Below are 22,587 nucleotides of genomic sequence, written 5' to 3' on the forward strand. Positions count from 1 at the left end.
TGTTTCCCTGGGCTCAGGAAGTCGTTGCAGGCGCGGCGGCTGGAGCCTCGGCGGGTGCCGCAGGCGGGGCTTCGGGGGCGCGGTCGAGCTGCACATTGACGCGACGGTTCTTCGCCCGGTTGGCCTCGCTGTTATTCGGCACCAGCGGGTAGCGTTCGCCATGGAAACGCAGGGTGATGTTCTCGGCCGGCACGCCGTTGGCCTTGAGGTACTCCATCACGGCCAGGGCACGGCGGCGTGACAGGTCGCGATTGATCAGGCGATTGCCGCTGTTGTCGGCATGGCCATCGAGCTGAATGCGATTAACGCTGGGGTCGGCCTTGAGAAAGCTGAGGATGATATCGAGCTTGGCCTGAGCCATTGGCTCGAGGTCCACCCCGCCGCCCGGAAAGCCGACCTGGCTATGGCGCACCTGATCGAAATTCACCGGCAGCAGTTTGGCCGTGCAGGCGAGGTAGTCGTTATAGGCCTTTTTGAACTTGGCCGGCAGCAGGCGCACCTCAATGGCCTCACCACCCTGGGCGGTGCGGTGACGCAGCAACGGGCTGCGGCCTTCGAACAAGCCGGTCAGCAGGCGTGCCCCCTGCTCCTGGGAGCTGTTGAACAGCACCTCGGAGGAGCCGACGCTGACCGAGCCCAGATTGATATCGCCACGTCCGGGCTGCCAGGGTGCAGCGGCCGCCAGCAAGGTCGCCGACCCCGCCCCCAGCCAACGCTCGCGAGCCTGCATACGGAAGGTCACCTGCTCGCCCGCCCGGCGCACGAACACCCCTGCGCCGAAATCGGTAATGGGCTGACTCAGGCGGCATTCGAATTGATCGCCCTCGACTTGCCACTCGACCTTCTCCAGGCGGGTCTGGAAACTAATGGCTAGCACTGGCTGGCATGCCAGCAGGCAAAGCAGGACGAGTGGATAACGTCGCACGACAGGCTCCCAGGAATACGGCTTATGTTCTGGCTATCGGTGCCTGGGGGGAAAACTTGAGGCCTTGCGGCTATGCGCGCAGTACTTGGCGCGCCAAACGCCCCTGGTATCCGTCCGAGATTGTCGGACTGGGCAGCTTTCAGCGTGCCGCCACAAGCCTTTTCCGGTAGCATTCTCGCCACGTTTCGCCCGCCTGGAAGCTTCCATGACTGACCGCCTTACCCTGCTGCGTCCCGACGACTGGCATATCCACCTGCGTGACGGTGCCGTATTGCCGCACACGGTCGCCGATGTAGCCCGCACCTTCGGCCGCGCCATCATCATGCCCAACCTGGTGCCGCCGGTGCGCAACGCCAGCGAAGCCGACGCCTACCGCCAGCGCATCCTCGCAGCCCGACCTGCCGGCAGCCGCTTCGAACCGCTGATGGTGCTCTACCTCACCGACCTGACCAGCCCGGATGACGTGCGCGCGGCCAAGGCCTCGGGTTTCGTCCATGCGGCCAAACTCTACCCGGCCGGTGCGACCACCAACTCCGACTCTGGCGTGACCAGTATCGACAAGATTTTCCCGGCGCTCGAGGCCATGGCCGAGATTGGCCTGCCGCTGCTGGTGCATGGCGAAGTGACGCGCAACGAGATCGACGTGTTCGACCGCGAGAAGGTCTTTATCGACGAACACCTGACCCGTGTGGTCGAGCGTTTCCCGAGCCTGAAAGTGGTGTTCGAACATATCACCACCCGTGATGCGGTGGAGTTCGTGCAGAGCGCCTCGGCCAATGTCGGTGCCACCATCACCGCCCATCACCTGCTGTACAACCGCAACCATATGCTGGTCGGCGGTATTCGCCCGCACTTCTATTGCCTGCCGATTCTCAAGCGCAACACCCACCAGGACGCCCTGCTGGATGCCGCCACCAGCGGCAATGCCAAGTTCTTCCTAGGCACCGACTCGGCCCCCCATGCCCAGCACGCCAAGGAAGCCGCCTGCGGCTGCGCCGGCTGCTACAGCGCCTACGCCGCCATCGAGCTATATGCTGAGGCCTTCGAGCAGCGCAACGCCCTGGGCCAGCTGGAGGCCTTTGCCAGCCTCAACGGCCCGGACTTCTACGGCCTGCCGCGCAACCGCGAAACCATCACCCTGGTGCGTGAAGACTGGACCGCCCCGGCCAGCCTGCCGCTGGGCGAACAACGCGTTATCCCGCTGCGTGCCGGCGAAACCCTGCGCTGGCGCCTGCTGGAGGAAAACGCGTGAGCGAAGATCTGTACGACGACGAACTGGAAAGCAGCCCCTCCGGCCCGCGCCACCCCATGGCCGCGCGTTTCCGCGGCTACCTGCCGGTGGTTGTGGATGTCGAGACGGGCGGCTTCAACTGCGCCACCGATGCCCTGCTGGAAATCGCCGCGACCACCATCGCCATGGACGAACAGGGTTTTCTCTACCCGGACCACACCCATTTCTTCCGGGTTGAGCCCTTCGTCGGGGCGAACATCGAGCAGGCGGCGCTGGACTTCACCGGCATCAAGCTCGATCACCCGCTGCGCATGGCCGTCACTGAAGAGCACGCACTGACGGAAATCTTCCGCGGTCTGCGCAAATCACTGAAAGCCAACAGCTGCAAGCGGGCGATCCTGGTCGGCCACAACAGCAGCTTCGACCTCGGTTTCCTCAATGCCGCAGTGGCCCGGACCGGCATCAAGCGCAACCCCTTCCACCCCTTCTCCAGCTTCGACACCGCCACCCTGGCCGGCCTCGCCTACGGCCAGACCGTCCTGGCCAAAGCCTGCCAGGCCGCCGATATCGACTTCGACGGCAAGGAAGCGCACTCGGCCCGTTACGACACCGAGAAGACCGCCGAGCTGTTCTGCGGCATCGTCAATCGCTGGAAGGAGATGGGCGGTTGGATGGATTTCGACGACTAAGTAGGTGCACGTCAACGATCTGCTGCGCGTCGGCCCTGCTGCGTTAAAAACAGACTCGGAATGCTCATGTACAAAAGTACACTCCGCTTCCTCGCCTGTTTTCGCCTTGCAGGACTCTAGCTCGCAAGATCGGGAGCGATTGTGTCTGCGCTAACGCCAGACCTTGCCCCAATAAAAAGCCCCGCACTTAGCGGGGCTTTTTATTGGGGCAAGGACAGCGCAGGCCAAGCCTGCGCTGCTCCCTCTTAGGCGCTTTGCGCCAGGTCCATCAGCTCCCGGTTGGCCACGGCATACATGGCGTAATCGGTAGTGGTGGCCGAACGCAGTTCGCCAAGCATCAGCTTCCAACGATCGACCAGACGGCGGTGCTGCTCCAGCCACACGCCGGCACGTTCCTCGATATCCGCCGGGGCATCGGCCATCTGCAGCACCGACACGGTAATGGCGCGCTGCTGCCAGTCGAGGTCGTCGCGGAAGGCTTCACGGGCCAGAGCTTGCCAGTTGTTTTCCACCGGCAGGCTGGTGATCTGCTGCAGGTACCAGGACAGTTCCAGGGAGCCACCCACCGCGAAGTAGGCCGCCGCCACGCGGGCCGGTTCCTGCCCTGTGACATCGGAGGCCTCGATAATCGGCAGCAGGGTGTACAAATGGCTGGTACCGGCAACAACCCGCGCCAGCACCTCCGGCACACCCGCCTCCATATAGGCCTGGAAGCGCGCCAGCCACTGCTCGCGGGCCGGGCCTTCAAGCAGCTCGTCCAGACGCAGGGCCAGAGCCTCAACACGCGGCGCGAAATGCGCCACGTCACGGGCCGCATCCAGATCGTTGCGACGGCTGCGCAGGAACCAGCGGGTAGCCCGGCGGCCCAGGCGCATAAGCTCGTCCATCAGCTGCAGCTGCAGGTCGGCCGGCACCTTGTGGTCCAGGGCCTCGATCTGCTGCCACCAGTGCGGCAGGCGGAACACGTCGCGCACGATCACATAGGCACCGGCAACATTGGCCGCGCTCATGCCGGTGGACTCCTTCAGACGCTGCACGAAGGTGATGCCCATATGGTTGACCAGATCGTTGGCGATCTGCGTGCTGACGATTTCGCGCTTGAGGCGATGGCGACGCATCGGCTCGCCGAACTTCTGCGCCAGCAGCGGCGGGAAGGCGGTTTCCATTTCCCGCGCCAGGTACTCGTCATCCGGCACCAGGGATTTCAGCAGCGATTCCTTGAGGTCGATCTTGCTGTAGGAAATCAGCACCGACAGCTCCGGCCGGGTCAGACCCAGGCCGTTGTTGGCGCGCTCGTTGAGCTCCTCGTCGCTGGGCAGGAACTCCAGGGCGCGATCCAGCTTGCCGGCGCTTTCCAGGGCCGACATCAGGCGTTTGTACTCGCCAACCCGCTCACGGGCGCGACGCTCGGCCAGGGACAGGGCCTGGGTCTGCTTGTAGTTGTTGCCCAGTACCAGGCCGCCAACCGCATCGGTCATTTCCACCAGCAGCTTGTTGCGCTGCTTGCCGGTCATATCACCAGCGGCAACGATTTCGCCGAGCAGAATTTTGATGTTGACCTCATGGTCGGAGCAGTCCACACCACCGGCGTTATCGATAAAGTCAGTGTTGCTCGCGCCACCATTCAAGCCGAACTCGACGCGCCCCAGCTGGGTCATGCCGAGGTTACCGCCCTCGCCCACCACCTTGGCACGTAGCTCGCGACCATCCACACGGAGCAGGTCGTTGGCCTTGTCGCCAACGTCAGCGTGGCTTTCCTTGCTCGATTTGACGTAGGTGCCGATACCGCCGTTCCACAGCAGATCCACCGGGGCCTTGAGCAAGGCATTCAGCAGTTCGTTGGGTGCCAGCTTGTCGGCACTGATATCAAAACGCTCTTTCATCTGCGGGCTGATGGCGATGCTCTTGGCGCTGCGCAGGAAGATGCCGCCACCCTCGGAGATCAGCGAGCTGTCGTAGTCGCTCCAGCTGGAGCGCGGCAGGTCGAACAGACGCTGGCGTTCGACAAAGCTTTTGCCCGCATCCGGGTTGGGGTCGATAAAGATATGCATATGGTTGAAGGCCGCCACCAGCTGCAGGCTTTTCGACAGCAGCAGGCCGTTGCCGAACACGTCGCCGGCCATATCGCCGATGCCGATAACGGTGACGTTGTCCTTCTGCACGTCAATGCCGCGCTCACGGAAGTGGCGCTGCACCGAGACCCAGCCGCCCTTGGCGGTGATGCCCATGCCCTTGTGGTCGTAACCGGCCGAGCCGCCCGAGGCAAAGGCATCGTCCAGCCAGAAGCCATAGTCGGCAGCAATGCCGTTGGCGATATCGGAGAAGGTTGCGGTGCCTTTGTCAGCCGCCACCACCAGATACGGGTCGTCGCCATCGTGGCGCACCACGTTCTGCGGCGGTACCACGGCACCTTCTTTCAGGTTGTCGGTGATATCCAGCAGACCCGAGATAAAGATCCGGTAGCAGGCGATGCCCTCGGCCAGTACCTCGTCACGGCTGCCGCCCAACGGCATACGCCGTGGAATAAAGCCGCCCTTGGCCCCCATCGGTACGATGACTGCGTTCTTCACCTGCTGCGCCTTGACCAGGCCCAGCACCTCGGTGCGGAAGTCTTCCTCGCGGTCCGACCAGCGCAGACCGCCGCGGGCCACGTCGCCGAAACGCAGGTGCACACCCTCGACCCGTGGCGAATAGACGAAGATTTCGAACTTCGGCGTCGGCCGTGGAATCTCCGGAATTGCCCGCGGATTGAGCTTGAAGCTGAAGTAGCTCTTGGCCGCACCGCTGGCATCGGTCTGGTAGAAGTTGGTGCGCAGGGTGGCCTTGATCAGGTCCAGGTAGCGGCGCAGGATGCGGTCCTCGTTGAGCACCGCGACGTTGTCCAGGGCAGCCAGAATCGCCTGTTCGAGCTTCTGCTGCTTGTCTTCCAGGTCATCGGCGGTGAGCTTGCGCGCCAGGTAGAAGCGGGTCTTGAACAGGCGCACCAGCTCCTTGGCGATATCGGCATGGTTGACCAGGGTGCTGGCGATATAGCTGAGATCAAAGCCCAGGCGAATCTGCTTGAGATAACGCGCGTAGGCACGCAGCAACGCCACATCGCGCCATGGCATGGCGGCCATCAGCACCAGACGGTTGAAGCCGTCGTTCTCCGCCGCGCCGCCAACGATATTGACGAAGGCACCCTGCAGGGTGTCGTTGAGCTGCTGGATGTCGACATCCAGGCCTTCTGCATAGGTGAAAGCGAAGTCGTGGATCCAGAACTCGCGGCCATCGGCGCGGCGCAGTTTGTAGGGGAACTCGCCGAGTACACGTAGGCCGAGGTTTTCCAGAATCGGCAGCACGTCCGACAGCGGCAGCGGCGTGTCGGCGTGGTACAGCTTGCAGTGCAGCTGCTGGCCATCCTGGGTCAGCGGCTGATAAAAGCTCATCACCAGTTGGCGATCACTGTTCAGGCTGAGGATATGCTGCATGTCCACCACCGCCGAATGCGGGGCGAAACGCTCGCGGTAGCCGGCGGGGAAACCATCGGGGAACTCACTGAGCACCTCGGTGCCCTGGGCTTCGCCGAGGCTTTCGACCATCAGGCTGGCGTAGTCGTCCTTCCACGAACGGCAGGCCTGGATCACTTCCTTCTCCAGGCGCAGCGGGTCGATCTGCACGCGGTTCTTCGGGTCGACCTTGAGGATAAACTGCACCCGCGCCAGCACGGACTCGGAGAAGAAGGTCCAGAACTCGCAGTCGGTGGCCTGCAGACGCTCCATCAGCACCTGCTGGATTTTCAGACGGGTCTCGGTGGAGTAGACATCACGCGGCACATAGGCCAGGCAGTAGCAGAAACGGCCATAGGGGTCGCGGCGCAGGAACACGCGAATCTTGTTGCGCTCCTGAATCTGCACGATGGCCATGGCGGTGTTGAACAGCTCATCCACCGAGGTCTGGAACAGGTCGTCGCGCGGCAGCACTTCCAGTACCTGGGCCAGTTCCTTACCCAGGTGGGCGCTGCTGTCAAAGCCGGAGCGCTGTTTGATCACGCCGACCTTGCGACGGATATAGGGAATGTTCCACACGCTCTCGGCATACACCGCCGAGGTGTACAGGCCCATAAAGCGGCATTCCTTGACCACATTGCCCTTGCTGTCCAGCTCACGGATCGACACCAGATCCGGGTAGGCCGGACGGTGCACGCGGCTCGGTACGGCGGCCTTGGCAAAGGACAGCAGCTGCGGCTCGCGCAGGTAGGCCACCGCTTCCGGCTCGATATGCAGCTCATCGACCTTGAGGCCACTGCGCAGGTTTTTCGACAGGCCCAGCAGAGACTTCTCGTCATACACCATGCTGCCGCCGCCGGGTACGTCGGCCACGGTGAACTCTTCGTAACCGAGGAAGGTGAAGTTGTTGTCGAGCAGCCAGCTCATAAACACCTTGATCTCGTCCAGCTCGGCTCCGTCGACCTTGAGCCCGACCTGGCCCGGCTTGACCTTGTCCAGCCAGGCACTCAGCTCCTGAGCCTTGGCCTTCATCGCGGAGAAATCGGCAACGCTCATGCGCACGTCGCGGAATACTTCGTGCAGGGCTTTTTCCAGGGTCTTCAGCTCGCCAGCGTTGGCGCAACGGTCGATCTCCAGGAACATCAGGGCTTCCTGGCGGATGTCCTTGCCCTGGGTGCCCTTGGGCAGGATTTCCAGCAATTCGCCACTCTTGTTGCGGCGCACGCTGAACACGCTGTTCTGCAGGGTGTGGATGCTGTAACCGCGACGGTTCAGCTCCATGCGCGCCGAGTCGACCAGGAATGGGATATCGCTGTGGAGAATTTCCACGGCGGTGTGAGTCGATTGCCAGCCGTGCTTTTCATAATCGGGGTTGAACACCCGCACCTCGGGTTTACCCGAGTCGAAGCGTTCCAGTACGCGCCAGGACGACAATGTGCAGCCGACCAGATCGGAGAGGCGACGCTGGGTCAGCTCCTCCAGGGCGATGATGCCGAAAAACTGTTCGGCGAACAGGGCCATTTGTGGCAAGGCCTGTTCACTGACGTGCTGCGCCAGCGCCGTTTGCAGATGATGCTGAAAATCGGCTTTGCTGGCCGCCGTAAAGAACGCCATGGGTATGCTCCGTTTGGCTTGTTATTCAACTAGAGGCAGTCGCGAGTAATGACCTTCGCCACAACCTTGTGGTTCAACGTTAGTCTAGGAGGCAGCGATTGCATTAAAGTGGCTGCCACTTAACTCTGGCGAGGTTCGAGACTCGCTGGTCACATTTGCTGGATGAGCTTAACGATGGAACACCGTGAAGCGCTTGTCGCGCTGCGACATTTTCTTTCAACACAGATCCTCGGCCAGGAAAAACTCATCGAAAGGCTGCTGATTGCCCTGCTTGCCGACGGCCATATGCTGGTCGAGGGTGCTCCCGGTCTGGCCAAGACCAAGGCGATCAAGGAACTGGCCGAAGGTATCGAGGCGGAATTCCATCGCATTCAGTTCACCCCTGACCTGCTTCCGGCGGATATCACCGGCACCGAGATCTACCGTCCGGAAACCGGCAGCTTTGTGTTTCAGCAGGGGCCGATCTTCCACAACCTGGTGCTGGCCGACGAAATCAATCGCGCCCCGGCCAAGGTCCAGTCGGCGCTGCTGGAGGCCATGGCCGAGCGCCAGGTCAGCGTGGGCCGCAGCACCTATCACCTGTCGCCGCTGTTTCTGGTGATGGCGACGCAGAATCCGATCGAGCAGGAAGGCACCTACCCGCTGCCCGAAGCCCAGCTCGACCGTTTTCTGATGCATGTGAAGATCGGCTTCCCGGATGCCAGCGTGGAACGCAAGATCCTCGCCCAGGCCCGCGGCGAGGCGCTCAATGGCGAAACCAAGCCCGAGCAGCGGGTCAGCCAGCAGGCGATCTTTGCCGCACGCCAGGAGATTCTCGGCCTATATATGGCCGATGCGGTGGAGGAATACCTGGTGCAACTGGTAATGGCCTCGCGCACCCCGGCCAAGTTCGACCCGGAGCTGGCCGAGTGGATCGCCTATGGAGCCAGCCCGCGCGGCTCGATTGCCCTGGACCGCTGCGCCCGCGCCCACGCCTGGCTGGCCGGGCGGGATTTCGTCAGCCCGGAAGATATCCAGGCGGTGCTGTTCGACGTGCTGCGCCACCGCATTATCCTGTCGTTCGAGGCGGAAGCCGCCGGCATCGACCAGGACCGCGTGGTGCAGCGCATTCTCGACGTCGTGGCGGTCGCCTAACCACCATGCACGACCAACCGCCCCAACCCGGTGTGCGTATCAGTCTCGGCGAGCTGATCGAGATGCGTCACCGCGTGCGCGAGGTGCAGCTGTTTTCCACCCCAGCGCAGCGCAGCCCGCTGATAGGCCTGCACCACTCCAAGCTGCGCGGGCGCGGTGTCGATTTCGATCAGGTGCGCGCTTACCAGGCCGGCGACGATGTGCGCAGCATCGACTGGCGGGTTACCGCGCGCACCCAGGAGCCGCACACCAAGCTGTTCCACGAAGAGCGCGAGCGGCCGATCTATATCCTGGTCGAGCAGAGCGCCCGGCTGTTTTTCGGCTCGGGTCTGGTGTTCAAATCGGTACTCGCCGCCCAGGCCGCCGGCCTCATCGGCTGGGCCGCCCTGGGCCATAACGACCGCATCGGCGGCCTGGTGTTTGGCGACCTGGAGCACCATGAAATCAAACCGCGGCGCAGCAAGCAGAGCCTGCTGCAATTGCTCAACCGCCTGGTGCGGGCCAACCAGGCGCTGTCCGGCAACGCCGGCGGCAACCGCGACAGCCTGGCACTGGCCTTGCGCCGCGCCCGCGAAGTGCTGCGGCCCGGCAGCCTGGTGGTGCTGATCTGCGACGAACGCACGTTGGGCGACAACAGCGAACAGCAGCTACAGCTCCTGGCCCGGCATATCGACCTGCTGCTGCTGCCGCTGTCCGATCCCCTCGACCACGCCCTACCCGCGGCCGGCCTGTTGCGCTTTGCCGAGCAGGGTGCGCAGCTTGAGCTGGATACCCATGACGCCGACCTGCGCCAGGCCTATCGCGGCCTGGGCCAGGCGCGCCAGGCACGCTGGCAGCGCCTGGCGCAAAAGCTCGGGGTGCCGCTGCTGGCCTTGAACACCCAGACGGAAATGATCGACCAGCTGCGCGAACACCTGAACGCCCAGCGCCCGAGGAAAACCCCGTGACTGCGCTGGAGCGACTCGAACCGCTGATCGCCCCGCCGGCGATCGGCTGGTGGCCGCTGGCACCGGGCTGGTGGTTGCTCGCGGCGCTGCTGCCATTGCTGCTCTGGGGCGCGTTCAAGCTGCTTAAGCGCCTGCCGCGCAAGGCCGCTGCCGAATCGACCACAGCGCCTCTGGACCCGGTGCGCCAGGCCGCACTGAATGAACTCGCGCAGCTGCGCAAACCCTACGACGGCACCGATGCCGGGCCCTGGCTGCAACAGCTTAATGCCATCCTCAAGCGCCTGTGCCGCGAACGCTATCCGCAAGGCAACAGCCATACCCTGAGCAGCCGCGCCTGGCTGGCCTTTCTCGACAGCCGCTGCCCGGCCGCCGGCCTGACCCGCTGGATGATCCTGGTCGAGGGCACCTATCGGCCACACTGCACACTCGACGACAAGGCCATCGCCGGCCTCGACCAGGCCGTGGCCATCTGGATTCGCAAGCATGTTTGAATTCGCCTGGCCCTGGGTCTTTCTGCTCGCCCCGCTGCCCTGGCTGTTACGCCGGTTGCTACCCGCCGCGGACAGCGGCGAGGCGGCCCTGAACATCAGTTTTATCGCCGAACTGCAAAGTCTGACCGGACAGCGCGCCCGCACTCGCCTGCCAAGCTGGCGGCAACAGCTGCCATTTGTTCTGCTCTGGAGCCTGCTGCTGCTGGCCACGGCGCGCCCGCAATGGCTTGGCACGCCCCTGCCGATGCCTGCCAGCGGGCGCGACCTGCTGCTGGCGGTGGATGTCTCCGGCTCCATGGATTACGCCGACATGCGCTGGGAAGACCAGCAGATCAGCCGCCTGAGCCTGGTCAAGCACCTGCTTGGCGACTTTATCGAAGGCCGCCAGGGCGACCGGGTCGGCCTGATCCTGTTCGGCAGCCGCGCCTACCTGCAATCGCCGCTGACCTTCGACCGGCAGACCGTGCGCTTCTGGCTGGACGAGGCGCAGCAGAATATCGCCGGCCCGCAAACCGCCATCGGCGACGCCATCGGCCTGGCCGTCAAGCGCCTGCGCCAACGCCCGGCGGACAGTCGGGTTCTGGTGCTGGTGACCGACGGGGCGAACAACAGCGGCGAACTCGACCCCTTGCTCGCCGCCCGCCTGGCCGCCGACGAGCAGATCCGCATCTACACCATCGGCATCGGGGCCGATCCACAGGAGGATGGCGTCCTCGGCATGTTCGGCTTCAACCCGAGCCTGGATCTGGACGAAACCAGCCTGCGCGCGATTGCCGAAGCCAGCGGCGGCGAATACTTCCGCGCCCGCGACAGCCAGGAGCTGCAACGTATAGAGGCAACCCTCGACCGCCTCGAACCCGTTGCACAGAAACCCACCCTGGCCCGCCCGAGCCTGCCACTGTACCCCTGGCCCCTGAGCGCGGCCCTGCTCTTGAGCCTGCTGCTGGTCGCACGTACGCTGTGGCCTGACCTGTCGCAACGCCTGCGTGCCGTGGCCAACCGCCATCCGAGGAGGCCGTCATGATCGAGTTGCTCGGCAATAGCCTCTGGCCCCACTGGCTGCGCCCCTTCTGGCTGCTTCTGCTGCCGCTGCTGGGCATGCTACTGTGGCAACTCTGGCACCGCAAAAAACGTAGTGGGCACTGGCAGGCCCTGCTTCCGGCGGCCTTTCACAGTGTGCTACTGACGCCGGGCAGCGGGCGCAACAGCCGTCTGCCCTGGATCGCCTTGGGCCTGGCCTGGCTGCTGGCCCTGCTTGCGCTACTCGGCCCCAGCTGGCAGCGCATCGAACAGAACAACCTGAAACCGGCCGACCCACTGGTGGTCCTGCTCGAACTGACCCCGGCGATGCTGGCCAGCGATGCCTCGCCCAACCGCCTGGAACAGGCCAGGCGCAAGCTGCTCGACCTGCTGGAAGCCCGCCAAGATGCGCAAACCGCCATCGTCGTCTATGCCGGCAGCGCCCACACCCTGGTGCCGCTGTCCGATGACCTGAGCACCAGCCGCAACCTGCTCGACGCCCTCAAGCCCTCGATCATGCCCGAGCCCGGGCAACGTGCCGACCTGGCCGTGCTCAAGGCCCTGCAACTGCTCCAGCAGGGCCAGCAAGGCCAGGGCCGGCTGCTGCTGCTCGGCAGCGCCCTCAGCGAGCAGGAACGCCAGGGCATCACCCAGGCCTTGGACGGCCGCGATGAGCGCCTGCATATGCTCGGTATCGGCAGCGCCCAGGGCGCGCCAATCATTCAGGAGGACGGCTCCTTCCTCAAGGATCAGCAAGGTGCAATCCTTATCCCGCGCCTGGATAGCGCCAGCCTGAGCGCCTTTCTGCGCGAGATCGGCGGACGCTTCCAGCAGGTCACCCTGGATGAGCGCGACCTGCGCAGCCTCGGCCTGTTCGATGGCCCCGAACGTCTGCGCAGCGACGGCGAGCCGACCCAGCTGCAGGCCTGGGCCGACCAGGGCCACTGGCTGCTTCTGCCGTTGCTCCTGCTGGCCGCCTGCGCGGCACGGCGCGGCTGGCTGCTGTGCCTGCCGCTGTTGTTGCTGAGCCTGCCGCAGAACAGCTACGCCTTCGACTTCGCCGACCTCTGGCTGCGCCCCGACCAGCAGGGCCAGCGTCTGCTTGAGGCGCAGCAACCGGCCCAGGCCGCGCAGCGCTTCAAGCAGCGCCAGTGGCAAGGCGTGGCCCTGTACCAGGCCGGCGACTATGCCGCCGCCGCCGAGCGCTTTGCCGCCGGCGAGTCGGCCACAGACCACTACAACCGCGGCAATGCCCTGGCCCATAGCAACGAGCTGGAGGCCGCACTGGAGGCCTATAGCCAGGCCCTGGAGCTGCAACCCGAGCTGCTCCAGGCGCAGACCAACAAGGCCCTGATCGAAGAATTGCTGCGCCAGCGGCAGCAGCAAACCGCCGAGCCGGACACCGCCCAGGAGTCCGCCAGCCAGACCAACAGCCCGTCGCCACCGCCTCAAGGTGGCCAGCGCGACGGCGAACCCCAGGCCACACCCACACCTGCCAGTGGCGATGAGCAGCCGCAGCCAACCGAGCAACCGCCGCCATCCGGCGAAGAGCCCGGCGCGCCACCGCCGGATGAACCGGATGAGGGCGACGGCGAACAGCAGTTTGCCAGCGCCGACCCCGGCACCAACGGTGAGCGGCGTCAGGCCCTGGAACAATGGTTACGGCAGATACCCGATGATCCGGGCGAACTGCTGCGACGTAAATTCTGGCTGGAACAACAGCGTCAGGAACAAACTCAATGAGTCGTCTGCTCTGCACCCTGATTCTCGGCCTGCTGGCCTTCTCGGCCAGCGCCCAGACCTTTACCGCCAGCGTCGATCGCACGCGCCTGAGCGCCGGCGAAAGCGTCGAACTGACCCTCGAATCGGATGATGCGACGCGCTTCAGCAAGCCCGATCTGGAACCACTGAATGCCCTGTTCGAAGTGCTGGGCACGCGTCAGGTCAATCGCCTGAGCACTATCAACAACCAGGCCCGGGCCGTCACCCGCTGGATTGTCACCCTGCAACCCCGGCAGAGCGGCTATGTGGTGATCCCGCAGCTGAGCCTGGGCGACAACCAGACCCAGGCTATCACCCTGCATGTTCAGGACAGCGCCAGCCAGGCCGGCGAACAATTGGCCCCGGTGTTTATCGACGCCAGCCTGGATCAGGACAGCGTCTATGTGCAGGCCCAGGCGCTGCTGACCCTGCGCATCTACCATTCGGTTTCGCTGTACGACGACAGCAGCCTGAGCCCGCTGGAGATACCCCAGGCCCGGGTCGAGGTGTTGGGCGAGGCGCGCACCTATGAGCGGGAGATCAATGGCGTTCGCCATGGTGTGATCGAACTGCGCTATGCCATCTTCCCCCAGGAAAGCGGCGAACTGCTGATCCCCGCCCAGGTGTTCAGCGCCACAGCGGTGGATCGTTCGCGCAGTGATGACTTCAATCCCTTCGGCCCTCGCACTGGCAAGGTTACCCGGGTCAAGTCACCGGAGGTGCCCCTGCAGGTCAAGGCCAAGCCCGCCGGCTACCCCGCCGACGCCCCCTGGCTGCCCGCCCGCGCCCTGAGCCTGGCCGAGGTATGGAGCCCGCAACCGGAACAGGCCCGGGCCGGTGAATCGCTGACCCGCAGCATCCTGCTTAAAGTGGAGGGGCTCTCCAGCGCCCAGTTACCGCCCCTGCCGGCCACCCGTGGGCAGGACCTGCGGCGCTACCCCGACCAGCCGCAACTGGCCAACCAGGCCGGCGAAACGGGGCTGACCGGCAGCCGCGAGGAGCGCGAAGCCCTGGTGCCCAACCGCAGCGGTACGCTCGAACTGGCCGCAGTCGAAGTGCCCTGGTGGAACACCGCAGAAGATCGCCTGGAAATCGCCCGCCTGCCGGCCCTTACCCTGCAGGTGGCCAGCAACCCCAGCCTGGAGGTGCAGGACAGCCCGATGCAACCCGCCCCGACAATCCTGCCACCAGGCCCACCGCTGTGGCCCTGGCAGCTGAGCAGCGCCCTGCTGAGCCTGACCACCCTGCTCGGCTTTGCCCTGTGGTGGCGCGCGCGCCGCCAGCCGGCGGTGATGCCCAACCAGCAGGCCGGGCCCAGCCCGCGCAACCTGCTTGACGACCTTAAACGCAGTTGCCTGGCCAACGACTCCCAGGCCACCCGCCATGCGCTGGATGCCTGGGCCCGGCAGCAGCCGGAAACCCTGGCCGATATGGCCGCACGCTTTACCCCGCTGTCCGATGCCCTCGACGGCCTCAATGGCGCGCTTTACAGCGAAAGCGGCCAACACTGGCAGGGGCGCAACCTGTGGCTGGCGATCCGCAGCCTGCCGGCCGTGGAAAATCCAGAAAGCAACGCCAACCCGGAAGCCAGTGCGCTGCCACCGCTGTATCCGCGCTAACCACCCGGCGATATCGGCCTGCCTCGCCTGATGGCTTAAACGCCCGCCATGTAGGAGCGGACTTGTCCGCGAAACTGCTGGAGTCCGGCGCAGCGCGCGGGCCAGCCCAGCAACGATTCGGGTGGGTTAGGCGCATGATCACGAGCTATCCGTCGATGCTTAATTCAGTTGCGCCGTAACCCACCATCGGTGGCCAGCCGAAGACCGCTTGGTGGGTTACGTGGCGCACAGGTCTCGCAGTTACTTCGCTAACCCGGTTCCGCACCACTAACCTGCGCGGCCCGACCCACCCTACAAAAGCTGCCTGCAACACATGACTGATACATAGCCCATAAAAAACCGCGACCCAAGGGCCGCGGTTTTTTGTTGTGCTACTACGCGCCAGGCTTAGCCCTTGTTGCGCAGTTTCTCCGGGTTGATCAGGAAGCGGGCCAGGGCCGGCAGCAGCCAGATCGCGCCGATCATGTTCCAGAGGAACATAAAGGTCAGCATCAGGCCCATATCGGCCTGGAACTTGATCGCCGAGAAGATCCAGGTAGCCACACCAATGGCCAGGCACACGCCGGTGAACAGCACGGCCTTACCGGTGGACTTGAGGGTCTCGTAGTAGGCTTCCTGCAGCGACAGGCCCTGGCGCAGGTACGTCTCCAGGCGGCTATAGATATAGATGCCGTAGTCGACACCGATACCCACGCCCAGGGCGATCACCGGCAGAGTCGCCACCTTCACACCGATGCCCATAAAGGCCATCAGGGCGTTACCCAGTACCGAGGTCAGCACCAGCGGCAGGATCACGCAGAGGGTAGCGGCCAGGGAACGGAAGGTCAGCAGGCACATGATGCTCACGGCCGCATAGACGGCGATCAGCATGGTGGTTTCCGAGGCAGCGATAACTTCGTTGGTCGCCGCCTCGATGCCAGCGTTACCCGCAGCCAGGATAAACTCGAGGCCGTCCTGGTTGTTCTGCTTGGCGAAGTCTTCCGCCACGGCCACGGCCCGGGACAGGGTCTCGGCCTTGTGGTCGGTGAGGAACACCAGCAGCGGAGCCACCGAGCAATCAGCGTTGTACAGGCCATCGGCGCGGGCAATGGAGTTGTTCAGCACGTCCTGGTTACGCGACAGGGTTTCCCATTTCAGGTTGCCCTCGTTCATACCCTTGATCACCTGACGCGACACGGTAACCATGGAAATCGCCGACTGCACGCCTTCGGTGTTTTCCATGGTCCACATCAGCTCGTCCATGGCCGACAGCGTGCGGTAGGTCGAACAGCCTTCGGGGGCCGTCTTGACCATGATCACCAGCACATCGGAACTGGTCGAGTAGTTGCGGATGACGAAGTCGTTGTCCAGGTTGTAGCGCGAATCCGGATGCAGCTCCGGTGCGCCCTGGTCGAGGTCACCGATCTTCAGGTTCTGGCCGTACCAGACACCACCAGCCAACGCCGTGATCGCAACTACCACAGAAATGGGGGCTACCATCGGGTGCGCGCAGTTGGAGATAAAGCGCCAGAACGGATGTTCCTTCTCCGCTTCTTCACGGCTGATCCTCACCGCCTTCTTGCTGATACCGACATAGGAAATCATCACCGGCAGCAGGATCAGGTTGGTCAGGATGATCACCGCCACGCCCATGGAGGCACCAATGGCCAGCTCGCGGATCACGCCGATATCGATCAGCAGCAGAGTAATAAAGCCCACCGCATCCGACAGCAGAGCCACCAGGCCCGGGATAAACAGCTGACGGAAAGCCATGCGCGCCGCGGACAGCGAGTCAGTCGCTTCACCGGAGGCCATGGCAATGCCGTTGATCTTCTGCACGCCGTGGGAAATACCGATGGCGAAGACCAGGAACGGCACCAGCATCGAGTACGGATCAAGGCCGAAACCCAGGGTGTGCAGCAGGCCGAGCTGCCAAACCACCGCAATCAGCGTGGTCAGAACCACCGCCAGGGTGCTCTTGAAACAGTGGGTGAACCACAGCAGCAGGACAAAGGTAATAGCGATGGCCACCGCAAAGAACAGCGCCACGCCGACCAGGCCATCGATCAGGTCACCGACCTTCTTGGCGAAGCCGATGATATGCACTTTGACGTTGGGGTTCTGCGCCTGGTACTTCTCGCGGATCTTCTCTTCCAGCTCGTGGGAGAATTTCTGGTAGTCCAGGGGGATCTGCTTGCTCTGATCGTTAGGGTCGGCGTAGGTCTCCAGCAGCGGCAAGTCGACGATGCTCGACTTGAAGTTGTTGGCTACCAGGCGGCCGATCTGCCCGGACTTGAGGATATTGCTGCGCAGCTCCTCCAGGCTTTCCGGGGAGCCGTCGTAGGTCTGCGGGATCACTTCGCCGCCAGCAAAGCCTTCTTCGGTCACTTCGGTCCAGCGTACGCTCGGACTCCACAGCGACTTCAGGCCGGAACGGTCAACACCGGGGATATAGAAGGCTTCGTCATTGATCTGACGCAGCGTCTCCATATATTCCTTGCTGAAGATGTCGCCATCCACCGCTTCCACCGAGATACGCACGGTGTTGCCCAGGTTAGCCAGGTCGTTGCGGTGTTCGAGCATCTTCTGGATATAGGGATGGCCCAGCGGGATCATCTTCTCGAAGCTGGTTTGCGGACGCACCTGCGCCGCCTGGAAGAACAGGAAAACACTGATCAACAGGCACAGCAAAATCACGGCCGGGCGATTGTTGAAAATCAACCGCTCGAGGAACGACGCAGGTTGTTGTTGATGCTTACTCATGCAAAGGCTCCCGGCTTATTGTTGTTGGCCCAGATCGGCGCCAGTAGGCGAAGCGACATGCACGCCGCCCTGCCCTACCAGAATCAGATTGCCGTTATCCATTGCTGCAATGCCTGCCAGCGAAAGCCGGTCGACACGATTGGTCACGCTGAAATTACGGCCGTTATCGGTGCTTTTCAGCACGGTGCCGCCATGCCCGACCACCACAATAGAGCCATCGGCCAGACGGTTACCGTCGGACAGACCAAACTCCAGAGGACCATTGTTTGCCGTATTCAGGCGAATCTGCTCCCAGGTCGTGCCGAAATCGGCCGAACGGAACAGGTGCCCGCGCAGGCCGTAGACCAGCAACGCACCAGCTTCATCAGTGCCCAGGGCACCGAACAGCGAACCCTCGTAAGGGCCTTCCAGGGTTTCCCAGGTCTGACCCCAGTCCGAGGAACGGAACATCGCGCCCTGCTCGCCGACGGAAAACAGACCGGAGTCCTTGACCTCGGTGATGGCATTCAGGTGATAACCGTCTTCGTTGTCCATACGGTCGCTGACGTCTTCCCAGTTGGCACCACCATCGGTGGTTTCCAGCAAGGCACCGTAGGCACCGACGGCATAACCGCTGTTGCGGTCCTTGAACCAGACATCGAGCAGCGGGGCTTCACGCTCCAGGTCTTCGAACTGCTTGACCCAGGTCGCACCACCATCGCTGCTGGCGAGGATCTGCGCATCGTGACCGACCGCCCAGCCATGCTGGTCGTCGATAAAGAACACGGCAGTGAGCAGCTGCTTGGTCGGCACCTTGGCCTGGGTCCAGTTAGCGCCATTGTCGTCGGAGAACAGGATGTGACCGCGGTCACCCACAGTCACCAGGCGCTTGCCGGAGCTGGCCACATCCAGCAGCAGGCTGTGCTGCGCCTGTGCCGACTCGATCGAATAGCTGCTGGCCGCATCGCTGGCGTTTTGCGCGCACGCGGGTACAGCGGCAAACATCAGCACGGACAGCACACTGCACAGCGAGAGCGCTTTAGCCAGCGGCGAGTGGACGCGCAACGCCGGCGTGCGGGCTAGCCCCACAACATGACCGGCCTGGGTGCGCCGCATGACGGGCTCACTCATATACCTTCCCCCTTATTCTTATAGGTAGCACTACCGTTATAGCAGAGCCGTCTATCCTACTGAGCTTTGAAAAGGCCTGACAATCGGCGCGACGTTATGTTTTGTTAAACCCGTCAGCACCTTGCGACCCCGTTCGACCGACAACAACAGAAAAGGCCGCTACAACAGTAGCGGCCTTTCGCCCACTCTACACGGGATTAACGTGTCCCGCGGCGACGCAGAGCTGCCGGCTTGAAATAACCATCGTCCGGTATCGCCTGGCTGAAGTCGATGGTGCTCGACTCTTCGTTGTCCAGGTTCTGCACGTGGTAACGACGGGCCTGCAGATCGTGGAAGCTGTCCAGGGCCGACCAGGTGGTTGGCAGGTCGTAGTAGTTTTTCAGGTAGGCGATGGACACGCGCCACAGCTCGCCGCGGCCGTCGTACTGATCGACCACGGCGGCCTGCCAGCTGTCTTCGTCGAGGTACAGGGTACGTTTGGAGTAGATATGCCGGGCGCTGGACTTGAGGGTGCCCTCGACGACCCAGACACGGTGCAGCTCGTTGCGGGTGAACGCCGGGTTGAGGTGACCGACCTGCAGCAGGTCCTTGTATTTGACCTCAGGGCTGGTGACCTTGTAGCTGTTGTAGGGGATGTAGATTTCCTTCTTGCCCAACAGCTTCCAGTCATAACGATCCGGCGAGCCGTTGATCATGTCGGTGTCGTCAGCGGTACGCAGGCCGTCGGCCGCGGCGATCGGGGTGTCGTAGGCCAGGCTTGGCGCACGGCGTACGCGACGCTGACCGGCGTTGTAGCCCCAGGCCTGACGCGGTTCCTTGACCTGATCCAGGGTCTCGTGCACCAGCACCGCACCGCCAGCCAGGCGCGCCGGGCTCTTGGTGAAGGACAGGTAGTAGAACATGATGTTGTTCAGGTCGGCCGCAGTCCCTTTCGGGTTGTAGAACTTGAACATGGCCTCCTGCTGCGAGGTCACCAGGGAGTAGCTGCCGTTGCGCTGCACCGCCACTTCCGAGGCGCGGCGCACGATATAGGTGCCGCGATAGCGGGCGATGTGGTTCCACAGCGCTTCCACGCCATTTTGCGGAATCGGGAACGGGATGCCGCCGTAAGCGTCGCTGAAGCCGTTGCCGCCATCGATCAGCTTGGCCGTGCTGGCGTTCTTGATGCTGTTGTCATACACCCACTGCGGCGCGGAGCCGGAGCGGCGAGTCGGGTACACCGGCATCTGGTAGCTGCTGGGGTAGGTATCGAACATGGCAATCTGACCCGAGGTCAGGTTGGCCTTGTACTGCTCCAGATTGGCCTTGGTGATGGTAAACAGCGGCTTGTCGTCGGCAAACGGGTCCGGATGGTGCTGGCCTGGGGTCTTGTAGGCTGCCGGCGGCTGGGTAATACCACCGGTCCACTCGGGAATGGTGCCGGCCGCGTTGCCGGCCTTCTCGGCACCGAAGGGGGTCAGGCTGGCACCCAGCTTGGCCGCCTCCGCAGGGGCAACGGCAGCCAGCGCGCTACCGGCAGACAACGCCAGGGCAATGGCAACAGCGACCAGCGTATGCTTTTTCAGCATGGTATTTCTCCGTGATAAATCATCCACCGGGCAGCTACAGCCGCCCGGCACTGCTCGTTTGGGTTAGAAGGAGTACTTGACGTTGATCCCGATATTGTCGCGGTCGGTGCCCGAGTTGTTCTGGCCCGCGCCGTAGAACTCGGTGTACTGCACTTCTGCTTCCAGGCTGTTCAGGTAGTTGGCGCGCATGCCCAGGGTGTAGGCCTGGCGGCCCTCGATAAAGCTGCCGGTCTGGTGCGAGTTGCCTTTGAAATCGTGCTTGTACACGGCGAAGGGCGAGAGGTTCACCCCGGCGTATACGTCGTTCCAGGTACCGGACAGCACCAGGGTGTAGCCGTAGGCGTTCTTGTTGATCTGCGCGTCGCGCTCGTAACCCGAGATGTAGGAGCCGTTCGGCCGGCCCGCGTAATAACGGGTGCTGCCGTCATGGGCGAGGTACTGCAGGCTGTCACCACGAATATGCTCGGAGGCCAGCTCGGCCACGCCGAACAGCGAATCGAAGCTCAGGGTCGGACCAAAGTTATAGATGGTGCCCAGCGAGGTGTTGAAGGCCTCTACCCGGGTGCCGTTATGGATCTGGTCGGTGATCGTCAGCTCCTGACCGCCGATATTCACCGGTCGGCCAGCGGCCAGTAACGCGGCCTGACCCAGCAGGTCGCCGAGCAGGTCGTTGGTGGCGGCAATGCCGATCGGCAAGTTCGGCCGATAGGACAACTCACCGAACACCGAGGCCTCGGCCACCGTGGTATTGAAGCTCAGCCCGTACATGCGGATATCTTCGGCATATTCGCGACGACCATTGACCTGGTTCGCCACATCCACCGCCGCCGCACCATTGACCAGGCCCAGCACCTGCTCGGCCAGCGGATTACCCGCCGCCTCGGCAGCCACCAGCTCGTCATAGCCGGCAAAACCGCCCAACCCAGCCAGCTGATCGATATTCAGGCCGGCGTAGCTGCGGTTCACGTCGGCGTAGATAGTCGGTTCCTTGGAGTGGTAATTGACGAAGTAGAACCCGAACTCGGTGGAGTTGAGCTCTTCGGCGATATAACGCAAGGCCACGCCAAACTGGCCGTCGTTCTTCGCATTGATATCCGAACCTATATTGGCGACCTTGAACACGCCATTGGCATCAAGGTACTGGGTGCCCTGCAGGCCGGCGAAGTTACCGGCCGCCAGGCTCGGGTAGAGCGCCTGGAAGGTTGGGCTGCTCAGCGCCTCGACCGTGGTGTAGGCAGTGTCGCCGCCTGCGGCAAACAGATCGGTTTCCGAGAAGAAGGTGCCCACCGGATCGATGGCCGTCTCTTTCCAGTTCCACTGATAGAAGGCCTCCAGGGAGAGGTTGTCGCTCAGGCCGATATTGAAATTGAACGCTTCAACCGGCACCAGCACCTCTTTCAGCTCGGCACCCGGCAGGCGGAACTTGCCTGCATCCACCGGGTTGGTGGTGTTGATCCCACCGCGGTAGAACAGGCCTTCGCCCCAGTTGAACACCTGCCTGCCGACGCGCGCAGAGACCGGCATATCGGCCACATCCCAGTTGCCATAGACATAGGCATCGAGAATTTCCGCTCCGCGCCCGGCGCTGTGGCGGGTTTCATAGGTGAAGCTGTTCGGCCGAGCGAGGTTCTGGTTGGGCTGCGCGGGATCGTTGTTGTTCAGGTAGTCGTTGCGCTTGTCCATGATCTGCGTGTCATAGAACGCAGAACCCCGGACAAACAGGCCGTAGTTCTGATAAGTCGCTTCCAGATCGGTGGTGAACTTATAGACCTCGGAAACCAGACCGGTATCGAAGTTACGGTTACCGTCGTTGGTATTCACATCATTCTTGGTCTTGTCGATCCCCTGCACGCGCCACAACTGGCCATAGGACACAGTGGTATCGATGGAGCCGCTGATTTCATTATCGGCAAAGCTGAATTCAACGGCCTGAACCTGAGCGGACAACAGCAGCGGCAGAATGCCGGCAAAGGCAAAACCAGCAGCAGCCGGGGCAAAACCCAGTACGGGTTTACGAAACTTAATTAGCATCGAAACTTACTCCGCGAACAGATCATTCTTTTATATGCGCCTGGTTTTACCGGGCACGAGATGGCCGTACTAGCGACAGCCTTAAATATTGATTGGAAGCCATATCCCCCAATGCGCTTACACGCGCTCTACTGTCTGGCACGGGCCAGACGAGGTCAGTTCATGATTGCCACCGCAACCATGGTGCCAATTCAAACGAGGGTATAAAAATTCATCA

At 63.0% G+C, this 22,587-nt stretch carries 14 protein-coding genes; 8 read left to right on the forward strand and 6 right to left on the reverse strand.

Features of this window, described 5'->3' with window-relative positions:
- Positions 1-13: 13 nt before the first annotated feature.
- Positions 14-925, reverse strand: coding sequence for a flagellar protein MotY (locus VMP31_RS19185; RefSeq protein ID WP_325509293.1), 912 nt, complete (start codon positions 923-925; stop codon positions 14-16).
- Positions 926-1,130: 205 nt separating this feature from the next.
- Here VMP31_RS19185 and pyrC point away from each other — a divergent pair, with 205 nt between their 5' ends.
- Both pyrC and rnt read left to right on the forward strand, forming a co-directional pair.
- A complete protein-coding gene (pyrC, locus tag VMP31_RS19190; RefSeq protein ID WP_325509294.1) occupies positions 1,131-2,177 on the forward strand; it encodes a dihydroorotase in 1,047 nt (348 codons plus the stop codon).
- Positions 2,174-2,845, forward strand: coding sequence for a ribonuclease T (gene rnt, locus VMP31_RS19195; RefSeq protein ID WP_325509295.1), 672 nt, complete (start codon positions 2,174-2,176; stop codon positions 2,843-2,845). The genes pyrC and rnt overlap by 4 nt, the downstream gene beginning before the upstream one ends.
- 245 nt (positions 2,846-3,090) lie before the next feature.
- Here the strand turns inward: rnt and VMP31_RS19200 are convergent, their stop codons facing one another.
- Positions 3,091-7,947 carry an NAD-glutamate dehydrogenase gene (locus tag VMP31_RS19200; RefSeq protein ID WP_325509296.1) on the reverse strand — a complete coding sequence of 1,619 codons (4,857 nt, stop codon included), beginning with the start codon at positions 7,945-7,947 and terminating at the stop codon, positions 3,091-3,093.
- Positions 7,948-8,121: 174 nt separating this feature from the next.
- On the opposite strand from VMP31_RS19200, the gene VMP31_RS19205 reads away from it, so the two are divergent.
- From VMP31_RS19205 to VMP31_RS19230, 6 genes are read left to right on the forward strand one after another with little or no spacing between them, the layout of a single operon-like run.
- Positions 8,122-9,081: a MoxR family ATPase gene (locus VMP31_RS19205; RefSeq protein WP_325509297.1), complete on the forward strand. Its 960-nt coding sequence runs from the start codon at positions 8,122-8,124 to the stop codon at positions 9,079-9,081.
- Positions 9,082-9,086: 5 nt separating this feature from the next.
- Positions 9,087-10,028: a DUF58 domain-containing protein gene (locus VMP31_RS19210; protein WP_325509298.1), complete on the forward strand. Its 942-nt coding sequence runs from the start codon at positions 9,087-9,089 to the stop codon at positions 10,026-10,028.
- The gene (locus VMP31_RS19215) at positions 10,025-10,519 is read left to right on the forward strand and encodes a DUF4381 domain-containing protein (RefSeq protein ID WP_325509299.1); all 495 of its coding nucleotides are present in this window, start codon (positions 10,025-10,027) and stop codon (positions 10,517-10,519) included. The genes VMP31_RS19210 and VMP31_RS19215 overlap by 4 nt, the downstream gene beginning before the upstream one ends.
- Entirely contained in the window at positions 10,512-11,543 is a 1,032-nt protein-coding gene (locus VMP31_RS19220) for a VWA domain-containing protein (protein ID WP_325509300.1), read from the forward strand. Before VMP31_RS19215 ends, VMP31_RS19220 begins: the two co-directional genes overlap by 8 nt.
- Positions 11,540-13,282 carry a VWA domain-containing protein gene (locus tag VMP31_RS19225; protein ID WP_325509301.1) on the forward strand — a complete coding sequence of 581 codons (1,743 nt, stop codon included), beginning with the start codon at positions 11,540-11,542 and terminating at the stop codon, positions 13,280-13,282. Before VMP31_RS19220 ends, VMP31_RS19225 begins: the two co-directional genes overlap by 4 nt.
- The gene (locus VMP31_RS19230; protein ID WP_325509302.1) at positions 13,279-14,919 is read left to right on the forward strand and encodes a BatD family protein; all 1,641 of its coding nucleotides are present in this window, start codon (positions 13,279-13,281) and stop codon (positions 14,917-14,919) included. Before VMP31_RS19225 ends, VMP31_RS19230 begins: the two co-directional genes overlap by 4 nt.
- A 387-nt stretch (positions 14,920-15,306) precedes the next feature.
- On the opposite strand, the gene VMP31_RS19235 is transcribed toward VMP31_RS19230, so the two are convergent.
- From VMP31_RS19235 to VMP31_RS19250, 4 genes are all read right to left on the reverse strand, one after another.
- Positions 15,307-17,661, reverse strand: coding sequence for an RND family transporter (locus VMP31_RS19235; protein ID WP_325509303.1), 2,355 nt, complete (start codon positions 17,659-17,661; stop codon positions 15,307-15,309).
- A gap of 15 nt (positions 17,662-17,676) precedes the next feature.
- Complete coding sequence (locus tag VMP31_RS19240) at positions 17,677-18,771, reverse strand: WD40/YVTN/BNR-like repeat-containing protein (RefSeq protein ID WP_325509304.1); 1,095 nt, start codon at positions 18,769-18,771, stop codon at positions 17,677-17,679.
- 197 nt (positions 18,772-18,968) lie between these two features.
- Entirely contained in the window at positions 18,969-20,339 is a 1,371-nt protein-coding gene (locus VMP31_RS19245; protein ID WP_325509305.1) for a DUF1329 domain-containing protein, read from the reverse strand.
- Between the two features lie 63 nt (positions 20,340-20,402).
- Positions 20,403-22,370, reverse strand: a complete 1,968-nt coding sequence (locus VMP31_RS19250) for a DUF1302 domain-containing protein (protein WP_325509306.1) — start codon at positions 22,368-22,370, stop codon at positions 20,403-20,405.
- Between the last annotated feature and the right edge of the window lie 217 nt (positions 22,371-22,587).

This window comes from Pseudomonas sp. (assembly GCF_035512415.1).
Classification (GTDB): domain Bacteria; phylum Pseudomonadota; class Gammaproteobacteria; order Pseudomonadales; family Pseudomonadaceae; genus Aquipseudomonas.